This is a genomic window from Terrabacter tumescens, from assembly GCF_014646815.1.
GTDB lineage: Bacteria > Actinomycetota > Actinomycetes > Actinomycetales > Dermatophilaceae > Terrabacter > Terrabacter tumescens.
Map to the genome: position 1 here is coordinate 16,342 of NZ_BMNZ01000008.1, position 13,762 is coordinate 30,103.

Annotated in this window: 14 protein-coding genes; 6 read left to right on the top strand and 8 right to left on the bottom strand. The window is 72.4% G+C overall.

Annotated elements, in window-relative coordinates:
- Nucleotides 1-34: 34 nt before the first annotated feature.
- The 4 genes from IEY30_RS18385 to IEY30_RS18400 form a co-directional block, all read right to left on the bottom strand.
- Nucleotides 35-487, bottom strand: a complete 453-nt coding sequence (locus IEY30_RS18385; protein WP_229675086.1) for a DUF2500 domain-containing protein — start codon at nt 485-487, stop codon at nt 35-37.
- Between the two features lie 92 nt (nt 488-579).
- A complete protein-coding gene (locus IEY30_RS18390) occupies nt 580-1,077 on the bottom strand; it encodes a hypothetical protein (protein WP_030202665.1) in 498 nt (165 codons plus the stop codon).
- 88 nt (nt 1,078-1,165) lie between these two features.
- The gene (locus IEY30_RS18395) at nt 1,166-2,221 is read right to left on the bottom strand and encodes a Gfo/Idh/MocA family protein (RefSeq protein ID WP_030202664.1); all 1,056 of its coding nucleotides are present in this window, start codon (nt 2,219-2,221) and stop codon (nt 1,166-1,168) included.
- Nucleotides 2,218-2,766: a DinB family protein gene (locus IEY30_RS18400; RefSeq protein ID WP_030202662.1), complete on the bottom strand. Its 549-nt coding sequence runs from the start codon at nt 2,764-2,766 to the stop codon at nt 2,218-2,220. Before IEY30_RS18400 ends, IEY30_RS18395 begins: the two co-directional genes overlap by 4 nt.
- Nucleotides 2,767-2,845: 79 nt before the next feature.
- Between IEY30_RS18400 and IEY30_RS18405 the strand changes: the two genes are divergently transcribed.
- Nucleotides 2,846-3,946 carry a diacylglycerol/lipid kinase family protein gene (locus IEY30_RS18405; protein ID WP_030202661.1) on the top strand — a complete coding sequence of 367 codons (1,101 nt, stop codon included), beginning with the start codon at nt 2,846-2,848 and terminating at the stop codon, nt 3,944-3,946.
- Nucleotides 3,947-4,066: 120 nt separating this feature from the next.
- On the opposite strand, the gene efeB is transcribed toward IEY30_RS18405, so the two are convergent.
- From efeB to efeU, 3 genes are read right to left on the bottom strand one after another with little or no spacing between them, the layout of a single operon-like run.
- The gene (gene efeB / locus IEY30_RS18410) at nt 4,067-5,362 is read right to left on the bottom strand and encodes an iron uptake transporter deferrochelatase/peroxidase subunit (protein WP_030202657.1); all 1,296 of its coding nucleotides are present in this window, start codon (nt 5,360-5,362) and stop codon (nt 4,067-4,069) included.
- Entirely contained in the window at nt 5,359-6,531 is a 1,173-nt protein-coding gene (efeO, locus tag IEY30_RS18415; RefSeq protein WP_030202655.1) for an iron uptake system protein EfeO, read from the bottom strand. Before efeO ends, efeB begins: the two co-directional genes overlap by 4 nt.
- A 54-nt stretch (nt 6,532-6,585) precedes the next feature.
- The gene (gene efeU, locus IEY30_RS18420; protein WP_030202651.1) at nt 6,586-7,449 is read right to left on the bottom strand and encodes an iron uptake transporter permease EfeU; all 864 of its coding nucleotides are present in this window, start codon (nt 7,447-7,449) and stop codon (nt 6,586-6,588) included.
- Between the two features lie 112 nt (nt 7,450-7,561).
- On the opposite strand from efeU, the gene IEY30_RS18425 reads away from it, so the two are divergent.
- Entirely contained in the window at nt 7,562-8,254 is a 693-nt protein-coding gene (locus IEY30_RS18425) for a DUF2461 domain-containing protein (RefSeq protein WP_030202649.1), read from the top strand.
- A 24-nt stretch (nt 8,255-8,278) separates the two neighbouring features.
- Here IEY30_RS18425 and IEY30_RS18430 read toward each other — a convergent pair whose 3' ends face one another.
- Nucleotides 8,279-9,166 (bottom strand): methyltransferase domain-containing protein, encoded by an 888-nt coding sequence (locus IEY30_RS18430; protein ID WP_156035471.1) that lies wholly within the window; start codon nt 9,164-9,166, stop codon nt 8,279-8,281.
- Nucleotides 9,167-9,245: 79 nt separating this feature from the next.
- Here IEY30_RS18430 and IEY30_RS18435 point away from each other — a divergent pair, with 79 nt between their 5' ends.
- The 4 genes from IEY30_RS18435 to IEY30_RS18450 all read left to right on the top strand — a co-directional run bounded on the left by IEY30_RS18435 (nt 9,246) and on the right by IEY30_RS18450 (nt 13,688).
- Entirely contained in the window at nt 9,246-10,427 is a 1,182-nt protein-coding gene (locus IEY30_RS18435; protein WP_030202645.1) for a flavin-containing monooxygenase, read from the top strand.
- A gap of 248 nt (nt 10,428-10,675) precedes the next feature.
- Nucleotides 10,676-11,803 carry an L-talarate/galactarate dehydratase gene (locus IEY30_RS18440; RefSeq protein WP_030202642.1) on the top strand — a complete coding sequence of 376 codons (1,128 nt, stop codon included), beginning with the start codon at nt 10,676-10,678 and terminating at the stop codon, nt 11,801-11,803.
- A complete protein-coding gene (locus IEY30_RS18445; protein WP_052358951.1) occupies nt 11,796-12,950 on the top strand; it encodes an L-talarate/galactarate dehydratase in 1,155 nt (384 codons plus the stop codon). The genes IEY30_RS18440 and IEY30_RS18445 overlap by 8 nt, the downstream gene beginning before the upstream one ends.
- A 9-nt stretch (nt 12,951-12,959) precedes the next feature.
- Nucleotides 12,960-13,688: a FadR/GntR family transcriptional regulator gene (locus IEY30_RS18450; RefSeq protein ID WP_229675087.1), complete on the top strand. Its 729-nt coding sequence runs from the start codon at nt 12,960-12,962 to the stop codon at nt 13,686-13,688.
- The last annotated feature ends 74 nt before the right edge of the window (nt 13,689-13,762 follow it).

Sequence of the window (13,762 nt, forward strand, 5' to 3'; positions counted from 1 at the left end):
CCGTTCGGCCGGCTCCCGTCGGGTCGCGGGACGGTCACTGGGATCCGTCGAGGGCGCCCTGCCGGGTGAAGCCCTTGTAGCGCGTGCCCTGGTGCATGAGATGTCCGCGGTCGCCCTCGGCGAGCTGCCCGAAGTCGTGCCCGCTGACCTGGAGCTCGCGCCGTTCACCCGACGGCTCCTCGAACGTCACGAAGTAGGTCGTGCTCGAGGTCGCTGGCGTCCCGCCGACCATGGGTGCGCCCGGATCCGCCCCGGGAAGTGCTGTCGAGCCGGAGCGCCGGCGCACGTCGGTGCGGCGTGACACGACAAGGGCGTCGACGCTGCGCAGGGGGCTGGCCTCATTGGCCCGCCACTGCGAAACACCCTTGACGACGACGAAGGCGAAGCCTGCGACGACGATCGCCGCGACGATGCCGAAGAACGCGAGGAAGATCGGCGGCGGCCCCGACATGGCCTGGTCGAACGGGATGAACTCGTCGGTGAGCATGAGGACCCCTGATGTCTCGATCGGATGAGGCAGAAGTATGACTTCGACCCGGGGTCTTTGGTTGCATGGCGAGCGCGTGCCGCCCGGACGGACTAGCGGGAGTCCTTGCGGGCCTGGCGGCGCGCTCCCTGCGACTGCGACGAGGCGTCGCGCTTGAGGCCGCCGGTCGTCTTGGTGGCCCGCCGCTTCGCGGACGGCACCGACGCGGCCGCGGACGACGACGCGACCGAGCCCGGACCCGTCCCCGCCTTGACCTCGCGGGCCGCGGCGAGGCGCTCGACCTTGAGCTCCGCGGCGGCCGCCCGGGCGACGACACCGAGCCGTGCGCTGACGCGGGCAAGCGCCAGCTCGAAGACCTCGGCGCGGTCGGCGTTGAGCCGGTTGGCCGGTCGCGCAGCACCGCGTGCCCCCTTGGCCGGGACGCGGGCGCTGGCCTGCCGGCGGTAGAGGCCCACGTGCTTGTTGCGGGCCCGACGCACCCTCTGGTGCAGCTCGATGAGCTCGTCCTCGGTCAGCTCGGCGAGCCGGGCGGGCTCGGTCTCACGGACGAGGTCGGCCTGCGGCGCGGTCAGCGATGTCGTCGTCGTCATGACACTCGATCCTCGCCGCCGGCGCCAGCCCGGGCATCACCTCAGCAGGGTGATGCCCGTCGGCTGCGCCAGACCCCGGGGGAACGTGTCACTCGCCGGGGTAGACGACCCCCACCTGGCGGCGCACGGCGTCCATCGTCTCCATGACGCGCAGCGTCGTTGCGTGCGGCAGGATCGGCGACTCGGTCTCGCCGGCGACGAGGCAGCGGGCGAACTCGGCCGCCTCGTAGGAGAAGCCGCGCACGTCGTCGGCGAGGCCTCCGACGCGCTCGTCGACGACCTCGTTGTGCCGGTTGACGAGCCGGATGCTCGAGCCGGGGGCGTAGAAGGTGCCGGACAGCTCGAGGCGCGCCTCGGTGCCCGCGACGACGGCGCTGCACGGCGTCACGCCGGCCATCGTGCACGACAGGACGCCGTGCGCGCCGCCGGCGCCGGCCACCGTGACGGTCGTCGTGGCGTCGACGCCGAGGTCGGTCAGCGTGCCGTGCGCCGACACCGACGCGGGGGCGCCGAGCACCATGTCGGCGAACGAGACGGGATAGACGCCGAGGTCGAGCAGGGCGCCACCGGCGAGCTCAGGCTGCGAGAGCCGGGCCGGCCCGTCCGGGTAGAGGCGCTGGCCGTGGTCGGCGAAGACGGCGACGAGCTCGCCGATGAGGCCGGTCTCGACGACGTGGCGCACGACATCGTAGTGCGGCAGGAAGCGGCTCCACATCGCCTCGACGACGAGCAAGCCCCGCTCGTCCGCGGCCGCGAGGACCTCGCGCGCCTCGGCGGCACTGCGGGTGAAAGCCTTCTCGACGAGGACGGGCTTGCCGGCCTCGATGGCGAGCAGCGCGTGGTCGCGGTGCTCGGAGTGCGGCGACGCGACGTAGACGGCGTCGACCTCGGGGTCGGCGACGAGCTCCTCGTAGGAGCCGTACGCCCGCGGGATCGCGAACTCGTCCGCGAAGTCCTGGGCGCGCTCGCGGCTGCGCGAGCCGACGGCGACGACGGACGACGACGTCCCGACCGCGACGGCGTCGGCGAAGGTGTGCGCGATGCCGCCGGGCGCGAGGATCCCCCAGCGAATGGCCGGTGCGTCGTGCGGGTCGGGCGTTCGCGCCTCGGGCAGGTGGAGGGGCACGTCGATGGGCAGGGTCAAGAGGTCACGTCCCAGAGGTGGTGGTGGATGTCGTGGACGAAGTAGAGCGCGAGGGTGCGGGCCGTGAACGGGGAGCCGTTGCTGCGCAGGGCCGGCCACTCCCACTGCGTACCCGACGGGAGGGCGTATGCCGTCGCCGCCCTCTCGAACGCCTCCGTGAGCTCGCGCGCCACGACCTCCGGATCGGAGCGCCAGTACTGCGCCTCGACGGCGGTCTCGTCCTGGTCCCAGTTCGCGAACTGCACGAGCGAGCCCTCGCCCGCGAGGATCTGCTCGAGCCGCCCGCGCATGACGTCGCAGACGTCACGGACGTGGCAGGCGTACTCCAGCGGTGACCAGACCCCCTCGGCCGGGCGGGTGCGCACGTCGTCGCGACCCAGCCTCACGGCATACCTCCTCGACGCGTCGCGGAGGATCCCGGGGACGGCGGCAGGGTCGGTGGCCGCGGCGTCGAAGCCGCAGTCGGGGCACGGGCGTGTCAGCACCCACGTCCAGTCCGCGTCGTCCGGCGTCGACGGGCCGGGGTCGGTGACGGGCTCGCTCATGCGGCCAGCCTAGGGCCGCGGGGGCACGGGGCCTCGGCGATTCGGGGAGCGCCCGGCCAGCGGGATAGCGTATGTCTTCGTGCTCAAGGACTACCTGCCGTGGATCATCGCCGGCCTCGTCGTGCTGGCGCTGGTCATCGGGGGCCTCGTCCTGACCCGCGTCGTGCCCGAGGTCGCCGCGACGCGTCGTCGCCGCCCGCGCCCCCCGCGTGACCACTTCCGCAACGGGGACGAGGCACCGGCACCGCTCAAGCGCGCGGGCGTCGTCGTCAACCCGACGAAGTACGCCGACGTGCCGGCCGTGCGCGACCGCATCACGGCCGCGTGCCTCGCGAACGGCTGGGACGAGCCGCTCTTCTACGAGACGACCGTCGAGGACCCGGGCCAGGGCCAGGCCGCGCAGGCCGTCCGGGACGGCGCCGACATCGTCTGCACCCTCGGCGGCGACGGCACGGTGCGCAACGTCGCGAGCGCGCTCGTCGGCACCGAGACGGCCCTCGGCATCCTGCCCGCCGGCACCGGCAACCTGCTGGCCCGCAACCTCGACCTGCCCGTCGCCCTCGAGGCGGCCGTCGCCGTCGCCCTCACCGGCCGCAACCGGCGCATCGACGTCGGCGAGCTCGTCATCGGGGCGGCGCCCATGGACGACGCCCCCGACGAGTCCGGCGACCCCGAGACGCACTACTTCCTCGTCATGAGCGGGGTCGGCATGGACGCGCAGATCATGGCCGGCACCAACGAGAACCTCAAGGCCAAGGTGGGCTGGCCGGCCTACATGGTCTCGGGCCTCAAGCACCTCGTCTCCCCCGAGTTCCGCATCGCCGTCAAGGTCGACGACGAGCTCGAGTTCCGCCGCCGCGCGCGGATGGTCGTCATCGGCAACTGCGGGCGGCTGCTCGGCGGGCTCGTGCTCATGCCCAACGCCCGCGTCGACGACGGCCAGCTCGACACCGTCATCGCGTCCCCGCGCGGTGTCGTCGGCTGGGTGCCCGTCGCGACCCGGGTCGCGACGCGTCAGCGCAAGGGTCACCCGACGCTGGACCACAAGACGTGCAAGGAGATCCGCGTCCGCACCGACCGCCCGGTGCCGGTGCAGATCGACGGCGACGTCATCGGCGAGGCCAGCGAGGTCAGCGCGACCGTGCGCCCCGGCTGCCTGACGGTCCGCGTCAGCCAGTAGCCCGCCCCCCTCACTCTCCTCACCGAACGCAGCGTTCGATGGCGAACGCGCTGTTACAACACTGAGTTCGCGACCGAACGCAGCGTTCGGTCAGGAGGGGGTGAGTCCCCGGGCCACGCGTCAGGCGAACAGCGCCTGACCCCAGTGCTCCCCGTCCTTCAGTCCGGGTGGGCACGCGAAGACGGCCGACCCGTTGTGCTCGATGTACTCGTTGAGCCCGTCGGCCTTGGCGAGCGCCCGCTGCATGGGGACGAACTGCTTGGCCGGGTCGCGCATGTACGCGATGAAGAAGAGGCCCGCGTCGAGGTGGCCGACGCCGTCGGACCCGTCAGTGAAGTTGTAGCCGCGGCGCAGGATGCGGATGCCGCCGAGCTGGCTCTCGTGGGCGAGGCGCACGTGGGCGGTCATGGGGATCGAAGGCGCGCCGTCCGGCCCCTTCTTCGCGAAGTCGAGGGTGTCGAACTCCTTGGTGGCACCGAGCGGGGCGCCCTCCTTCTTGTCGCGGCCGATGACGTCCTCCTGCTCCTGCAGGCTCGTCCGGTCCCAGACCTCGATGTGCATGCGGATGCGCCGCGCGACGAGGTAGGAGCCGCCGGCCATCCAGGCGCCGCCACCCGTGTCGTCGGCGTCGGCGACCCACACGTGCTGGGCGAGGCTCTCGGGCTCCTCGGCCTTGACGTTGTTGGTGCCGTCCTTGAAGCCGAACATGTTGCGGGGCGTCGCCTGCGCGGTCGAGGTCGACGACGTGCGGCCGAAGCCGAGCTGCGACCAGCGCACCGCGACGACCCCGAAGCCGAGCCGGACGAGGTTGCGCACGGCGTGGACCGCGACCTGCGGGTCGTTGGCGCAGGCCTGGATGCAGAGGTCGCCGCCCGTGCGGCGCGGGTCGAGCTGGTCGCCGGTGAAGGCGGGCAGGTCCTGCAGCGCGGCCGGCCTCTTCGCCGCGAGGCCGAACCGGTCGTCGAAGAGCGACGGGCCGTAGCCGATCGTGATCGTCAGGCCGGATGCCGGCAGGCCGTACGCCTCCCCGGTGTCCTCGGGTGCCCGGTTGGGGCCGCCCCCGACGAGCCCGCCCGGAGCAGCCTCGGCGCCGGCCGTCATCCGCTCGGCCGCGCGCGTCCAGTCCTCCAGCAGCTGACGCAGCTGCTCGCGGTCCTTCGTCACGACGTCGAGCGCGACGAAGTGGAGCCGGTCCTGGGCCGGCGTGACGATGCCGGCCTGGTGCTCGCCGCGGAACGGGATCGCGGCGTCGAGCGCGAGCGCGCCGGACGTCGTGGACGACGGGGCACCTGCCGCGGCGGCGTCCTCACCGCGCGACACGGCATACGCCCCGCCTGCCCCGGCCATGACTCCGGCGACGGCCGCCGTGCCCGACACACCAAGCAGGCGGCGGCGGCTCAGACCCTCGTCGGTCACTTGGCCTCCACGACCCCGGGGACCTTCGACACCTGCTCCGAGAGCGCGTCGAGCGAGACGGTCAGCTCCTTGAGGTCCGCAGCGGTCAGCGCGGTGTAGCTCTTGTAGTCGGCGCCGGCCTTGTGCTTGGCGAGCAGGCTGGACAGCTCCGTGAAGTCGGCGTCGAGGGCCTTCTGCAGGGCCGGGTCGCGCTCGGCGATGACCGGGCGCAGCGCGGCGAGCGCCTGGCGCGAGCCCTCGAGGTTGCCGTCGAAGTCCCAGAGGTCGGTGTGCGAGTAGCGCTCCTCCTCGCCGGTGATCTTGCCGGTCGCGACCTCGTCGAGCAGGGCCTTGGCGCCGTTCGCGATGGACAGGGCGGTCGGCTCGACGGTCTTGCTCTTGGCGGCGATCTCGGTGACGTCGGCGAGGAGCTGGTCGGCGATCGCGCCGGAGTCCTTCTGGAGGCCGTCCTTCCAGAGGTCCTTCTCGAGGCGGTGGTAGCCGGTGAAGGCCATGCCGTCGGCGATGACGTCCTCGCGGCCGTCGATCTTGGGGTCGAGGTCGCCGAAGCTCTCGGCGACGGGCTCGATGGCCTCCCACGGGTGGCGCGCCTGGGCGTAGAGCGACTTGGCCTTCGCGACGTCGCCGGCCTTGACCGCCGCGACGAAACCCTTGGTGTTCTCGACGAACTCGTCGGCCTCGGAGGCGACGAACGCCTTGTAGTCCGCGATCGCCTTGGCGACCTTGGCGTCGGTGCTGCCCTTGGCGGCCGTGCCGGTCACGGTGAAGGTGCCGCGGATGCCGTCGCCGACCATGCCGGGCTTGCACGAGGTCGTGAACGTGCCGGGCTCGGTGAGCTCGACCTTGAGCTCGCGGCTCAGGCCCGGCGTGATGTTCTCGACCTCGGAGACGATGCGGTCACCCTCGGCGTAGAGGTAGAACTCGTTGACCTTGCTGCCTGAGTTGGTGACCTTGAAGGTCACGGTGCCGGCCTTGGCCGTCGTCGCGCTCAGCTCGCAGGCGGTGTCGGTCGCGTTGACCGTGATCGGGCCGCCGGCACCGGCACCGGCCGCGGTCGAGGCCGCCGTGGTTGCGGGCTTGTCGGCGCAGCCGGCGAGGGCGAGCGCGGCGGCAAGGGAGACCGCGACGGGGGCGACGCGCAGGGCAGGGCGCAGGGCAGGGCGGGGCATGGGGGTTCTCCTGGAGGGGTTCGGCGAGTGAGGAGCGTCGGGTGTGAGATCTGCTCAGGCGGCGACGGTGGGGCGCGCGTCGCTCGAGGGGGTCACGGCCGGGGCCTTCGGCGTCGTGCGGGCCGGGCGCAGGAAGAGCGTCAGGACGATGCCGACGTAGAGCACCCAGGCGATCGCCTGGAGCACCGTGGTGGCCGGCGTGAAGTTGAAGATGCCCTTGAGCAGGGTGGCGTACCAGCTGCCCGGGTCGACCGTCGCGCTGACGTCGAAGGCGAGCGTCGTGAGGCCCGGGAGGAAGCCGGCCTCCTGCAGGTCGTGGATGCCGTAGGCGAGGATGCCCGCCGCGACGAGCACGAGCAGGATGCCGGTCCAGCGGAAGAACTTCGTGAGGTTGATCTTCACGGCGCCGCGGTAGATGAGCCAGCCGAGCAGGACCGCGCCGCCGAGGCCGATGACCCAGCCGATGAGCGGCTGGTTGTTGCCCTGGCCGGCGGCCTCGGTCGTGGCGTAGAAGAAGATCGCCGTCTCGAGACCCTCGCGGCCGACGCCGAGGAAGGCGACGAGCGCGATGGCGAAGGGACCCATGTCGAGCGCCTTGTCGAGCTTGCCCTTGAGCTCGCCCGAGATGGTGCGCGAGGCGGACTTCATCCAGAAGACCATGAAGGTGACGAAGACGACCGCGATGATCGAGGCGGTGCCGCCGATGAGCTCCTGGGCCTCGAAGGTCAGCTGCTTCGTGCCGTAGGTGAGCAGCGCACCGAGGGCAACCGAGAGCGCGACGGCCACGCCGACGCCGGTCCACACGTGGCGCAGCGCCCAGCGGCGGTCGGTCTTGACGAGGAAGGCCGCGAGGATGACCACCACGAGGGCGGCTTCGAGCCCCTCCCGGAGGCCGATGAGCGCGTTGCTCGCGAGCACGGTGCCTTCTCTCAGGTTGCTTGCAGGAATTACGCCACACCCACGTGACTGAAATCAGGAAAGCACAGGCAAGGCTTGCCTAACAAGTCCGTCGGGATGTCAGAGTCGCCACATGAGCACACCCTCGACAGGTCCGGCGGCGCCGACCTTCTCCGGCTTCCCGCCCGGCGCCCTGTCCTTCTACGCCGAGCTCGAGGACCGCAACTCCCGCGACTGGTGGCTCGCCCACAAGGACGTCTACGAGCGCGACGTGCGCGAGCCCATGCTCGCCCTGCTCGACGGGCTCGAGGAGGAGTTCGGCGAGGCGAAGCTCTTCCGCCCCAACCGCGACGTGCGCTTCAGCGCCGACAAGTCGCCCTACAAGACCCACCAGGGCGCGCTCGTGGGGTCCGGGACCGTGCTCGGCTACTACGTCCAGGTGAGCGCGGACGGGCTGCGCGCCGGGGGCGGCTTCCGGGCGGCCAGCACCGCGCAGACGGCCCGCTTCCGCGCTGCCGTCGACGCCCCGTCGAGCGGGCTCGAGCTCGAGGCGATCCTGGCTGCCCTGCGCGGCAAGGGCTTCGAGCTGCTCGGCGAGCAGGTCAAGACGGCACCGCGGGGGTATGCCGTCGACCACCCTCGCATCGCGACGCTGCGTCACAAGGAGCTCATGGTCACCCGCGACTTCGGCGCCCCGGCGTGGCTGTCGACGCGGCGCGCGCTCACCATGGTGCGCGACACGTGGCGGGCCGCGCGCCCGCTCACCGAATGGCTGGACGAGCACGTGGGCTCAGAGGGTGCGGAGGGCGCGGGCGCCCGCCGCTGAGCCCGAGGGTCGCGTCCCGGCGGGTCAGCCGGCCGACCGCCCGAGGGCACGGTCGGGCTTGCGGGCGATGACGGCATACATCGTCACGGAGAAGAAGGCCGTGCCGTTGCGGGCGGCGGCCATCGCGTCGGCGAGGAGCTCGTCGGCCTCCTCGCGGGTCAGCACGCCCTCCTCGACCGCCGCGTCGGCATTGCGGTGCACGACGCCGCTGCCGAGCAGGGCGCGCGGCGGCATGATCAGCGCCGCGGAGCCGATGTCGTGGTCGACGACCAGGCCCGCGGTCCGCAGCTGGGCCGGGAGGTGCCGGGCCGAGAAGGGGTTGGGCATGCGCCGCTGGTTGGCCTCGGTGTAGCGGCGCACGAGGTCGGGGTCGCCGGGGTGACTGATAACGGTGCCCCAGTCGCTGTCGAGGACCGCCACCCGTCCGTCCGGAGCGAGGACGCGGGCGAACTCGTGCGCCGCGGCCTGCGGGTCCGTGAGGTGCTGGAAGACGCGCTCGCAGCGCAGGACGTGCACGGCCCCGTCGGCGAAGGGCAGGTCTGCCGCGTCGCCGTCGACGAAGGTCGCCGCCGATCCCATCAGGGCGGCTCGCTTCGCCGCCTCCTCGCGCAGACCCGGGTTCGGCTCGACCCCGACGGCGCGGCCGTTGGGGGCGACGGCCTGGGCGAGGCGGCGCAGCTCGGTGCCGGTGCCCGCCCCCACGTCGACGACCGACTCCCCCGGCTGCGGCGCGAGGGCCTCGAACGCCCAGTCCCGCAGGCGCCGGACGGCCGGCTGCTGCTCCTGCGCGTCGAGGAGCGCGACGAGGGTGGCGACGCGGGCCGCGCCGCCCTCACCGATCCGCTCCCGCGTGAACATGTTCGGGGCGGCACCCGACTCCCCGGAGGGGGTCGCGACCGGGTCAGGGGTCACTCGTCCAGCATGCTGCCCCCGCGATGGTCGGGCCACGGTTTCCCGAGAACTGTCGAGGGTGGGCCGCTACGTTGTCCCGGTGACCCAGCGCAGCGTCCCGGTCGACGCGTACATCATCGGTGCCGGCCCGGGCGGCCTGGCCACGGCCGCAGCCCTGAAGGCGCGCGGTCTGCACGCCGTCGTCCTCGAGCGCAGCACGGGCGTCGGCACGTCGTGGCGGGGCCACTACGACCGTCTGCACCTGCACACGCCCCGCGAGCTGTCTGGCCTCCCGGGCCTCCCGATCCCCAAGGAGATGGGGCGCTGGGTCTCCCGCGACGACGTCGTGCGTTACCTCGAGCTGTATGCCGCCCACCACCGTCTCGACGTGCGCCTGGGCACGGAGGTGCGGCGCCTCGACCGCTCCGCCGACGGCGCCTCGTGGACCCTGACGCTCGCCGACGGGTCGACCCTCACCGCCCCCTACGCCGTGATGGCGACGGGCTTCAACCACACGCCACGCGAACCGGATGTGCCTGGACTGCAGGGCTATTCGGGCGACGTCGTGCTGGCACGCGACTATCGCAACGGCGCCGCCCACGCGGGCAAGGACGTGCTCGTCGTGGGCTCGGGCAACACCGGCACCGAGCTCGCCGTCGACCTCGTCGAGCACGGGGCGGCGCGGGTGCGCCTGTCCGTCCGCACCGTGCCGCACATCCTGCGCCGCAACACGGGGCCGTATGCCGCGCAGTACACCGGCATCGCCGTGCGGCACCTGCCCACCGCCCTCGTCGACCGCGTCGCCCCGATCGTCGAGCGGCTCCAGACTCCCGACCTCTCCGCCCACGGGCTGCCACGCCCGACCACCGGACTGCTGACCCGCGTGGAGCGCGACAACGCGATCCCGGTGCAGGACGTCGGCATCATCGACGCGATCCGGTCCGGGACGGTCGAGCCCGTCGTCGCGGTGCGCGAGTTCGACGGTGACAGCGTCGTGCTCGCCGACGGCAGCCGGATCCAGCCCGACCTCGTCGTCCTCGCGACCGGCTACGGCCAGGGCCTCGAGCCGCTCCTCGGCCATCTCGGCGTGCTCGACGAGAAGGGCCGCCCGGTCGAGCGCGGTGGCCGCACCGCACGCGGCGCCAAGGGGCTGTGGTTCACCGGCTACACCAACCCGATCTCCGGCATGCTCCGCGAGCTGTCGATCGACGCCCGCAAGATCGCCATGGCGATGGCGCTGCGCAAACGCCGCGAGACCAAGGCGTACCGCAAGGCCGCCTGACACTCCGGCGCGGCGATCCCCGGCCCCGGTTTCCCCGACTTCCCCGACTTCCCCGACCGAACGCAGCGTTCGGTGTCGAACTCGCTGTTAGAACACTGAGTTCGAGACCGAACGCTGCGTTCGGCGCGTTGGAGGGGTGGGTCCGGGCCGACACATGCTCCCTCGACTCCGCGAGCGGGATAGTTGTCATACAACTTCTATAGTCATAAGATGACGCGGTCAACGTCGCCACCGACCCGAGGACTCTCATGACCGCCGACCGGATCCGCCACGTCGCACTCTCGTCCGTCGTCCTGCCGCTGCCCACCCCGATCAGCGACGCCAAGGTCCTGACCGGCCGGCAGAAGCCGATGACCGAGATCGTGCTCCTCTTCGCCGAGATCACGACCGAGCAGGACCACCGGGGCACCGGGTTCAGCTACAGCAAGCGCGCCGGCGGCCCGGCCCAGTTCGCCCACGCGAAGGAGGTCGCCGAGGGCCTCCTCGGCGAGGATCCCAACGACATCGCCAAGGTCTACGACAAGCTGCTCTGGGCCGGCGCTTCCGTCGGTCGATCGGGCGTCGCGACCCAGGCCCTCGCCGCCATCGACATCGCGCTCTGGGACCTCAAGGCCCGCCGCGCCGACCTGCCGCTCAGCAAGCTCATCGGCTCCCACCGCGACTCCGTGCGGACCTACAACACGTCCGGCGGCTTCCTCCACGCCCCCATCGAGGAGGTCAAGGTGCGCGCGTCCGAGTCGGTCGCGGCCGGCATCGGCGGCATCAAGATCAAGGTCGGCCAGCCGGACATGAAGATCGACCTGCAGCGCCTCACCGCCGTGCGCGAGCACCTCGGCGACGACGTGCCGCTCATGGTCGACGCCAACCAGCAGTGGGACCGCGCGAGCGCCCTGCGCTTCGGCCGCGCCGTCGAGGAGCTCAACCTGGTGTGGATCGAGGAGCCGCTCGACGCCTACGACGCCGAGGGGCACGCCCAGCTCGCAGCGGCGCTCGACACCCCGATCGCGACGGGCGAGATGCTCTCGAGCGTCGCCGAGCACGTGCGCCTCATCGAGGCCCGTGCGGCCGACGTCATCCAGCCGGACGCACCCCGTGTCGGCGGCATCACGCCGTTCCTGCGTCTCGCGACCCTGGCCGACCACGCCGGGCTCCAGCTCGCGCCGCACTTCGCGATGGAGATCCACCTGCACCTGGCCGCCTGCTACCCCCGCGAGCCGTGGGTCGAGCACTTCGAGTGGCTCGACCCGCTCTTCAACGAGCGCCTCGAGACGCGCGACGGGCGCATGGTCGTGCCCGACCGTCCCGGTCTCGGCTTCACGCTGAGCGAGCAGGCCAAGGCCTGGACCGTGGACACCTACGAGGTCGGTCGTGCCTGACCCGACCACTCACGGCGGTCACCGGGGCGACCGCATCACCCGCATCGAGCTCGGCCTGCACGACGTCCCGCTCGCCTTCCCCGTGAGCGATGCCAAGGTGCTCACCGGCCGGCAGAAGCCGATGGCCGAGGTCTCGGTGCTCACCTGCCACGTCGAGACCGCCGACGGCCTCACCGGGCTCGGGTTCAGCTACACGACCCGAGCCGGCTGCCGGGCGCAGTTCGCCCACGCCTCCGAGGTCGCCGGCGTCGCCCTCGGCCAGGACCCGAGCGACATCGCCAAGGTCTACGACTCGCTCCTCTGGGCCGGCGCCTCCGTGGGCCGCTCGGGCGTTGCGACCCAAGCGATCTCGACCATCGACACCGCCCTCTGGGACGTCAAGGCACGCCGCGCCGGCCTGTCGCTCGCCAAGCTGCTGGGGTCGCACCGCGACTCCGTGCGCACCTACAACACGTCGGGCGGGTTCCTCCAGGCGCCGGTCGAGGAGGTCTGCGACAAGGCATCCGCCTCACTCGCCGCCGGTATCGGCGGCATCAAGATGAAGGTCGGCCAGCCCGACCTGCGCGAGGACCTGCGCCGAGTCGCCGCCGTGCGCGAGCACCTCGGTCCCGACGTGCCGCTCATGGTCGACGCCAACCAGCAGTGGGACCGTGCGACGGCCCTGCGCGCCGGCCGGGCGCTCGCCGAGCACGACCTCATGTGGATCGAGGAGCCGCTCGACGCCTACGACGCCCAGGGCCACGCGGCCCTCAGCCGGGCTCTCGACACGCCCATCGCGACGGGCGAGATGCTGACGAGCGTCGGCGAGCTGGTCCGGCTCGTCGACCTCCGTGCGGCGACCTTCCTCCAGCCCGACGTCCCCCGGGTCGGCGGCGTCACGCCCTACCTGCGCGTGGCCACGCTCGCCGACCACGCCGGCCTGCAGGTGGCTCCGCACTTCGTCATGGAGATCCACGTGCACCTGGCCGCTGCCTACCCGAGGGAGTCGTGGGTCGAGCACATCGAGTGGCTGAGCCCGCTCTTCGACGAACGGCTCACCATCACCGACGGCCGCATGCAGGTCCCGACCGCGCCGGGCCTCGGCCTGACGCTGTCGGACCAGGCCGCCGGCCTGCGACGCGACCACGTCGAGCTGCGTGCCGACTAGGTTGTCGGCGTGACCTCACGCGCCGACGACGACCAGCGGCTCGACCGCGAGACCGGCCGCGGCCTGGCCCACGAGCTCGTCGAGCGGCTCAAGGAGCAGATCCTCGCCGGCCAGATGGAGCCGGGCCAGAAGTTGCCGACCGAGGCCTCGCTCGTCGCCGAGTTCGGCGTGAGCCGCACCGTGGTGCGCGAGGCGATCTCGCGGCTGCAGGCCGCCGGCCTCGTCGAGACGTTCCAGGGCCGTGGGTCGTTCGTCCTCGCCCTGCCCGAGACCGAGGGCTTCGCCGTCGGGGCGGAGCGGGTGCGCACGCACCGCGACGTGCTCGACATGATCGACTTCCGCATCGGCGTCGAGAGCGAGGCTGCCGGGCTCGCGGCCGAGCGGCGCACCGACGTGCAGCTGAAGGCGGTCGAGCGGGCGCTGCGCGACCTGACCCGGGTCGGCGAGAAGCCGAGCGGCGCCGTGGAGGCCGACTTCGAGTTCCACCGCCGCATCGCCCTGGCATCCGGGAACCGCTTCTACGCGGACCTGCTCGCGTCGTTGGGGCCGATGATGATCATGCTGCCGCGCACCCGGCTCGAGCCGGCCTACACCGTCTCGGACGCGACGCACCTGACACGCGTCTCGCTCGAGCACGAGAACGTCTACCTCGCGATCGCCCGCGGCGACGGACCGGCCGCGCGCGCCGCGATGCGCCTGCACCTGGCGAACTCGCGAGCGCGCCTCCAGCAGGACTGAGCCTCAGGCGTGCTCGGCGGCCAGCCGCGCGCCGAAGCCGAGCATGGCCGTGCCCGTGAGCCCGTGAGCCCGTC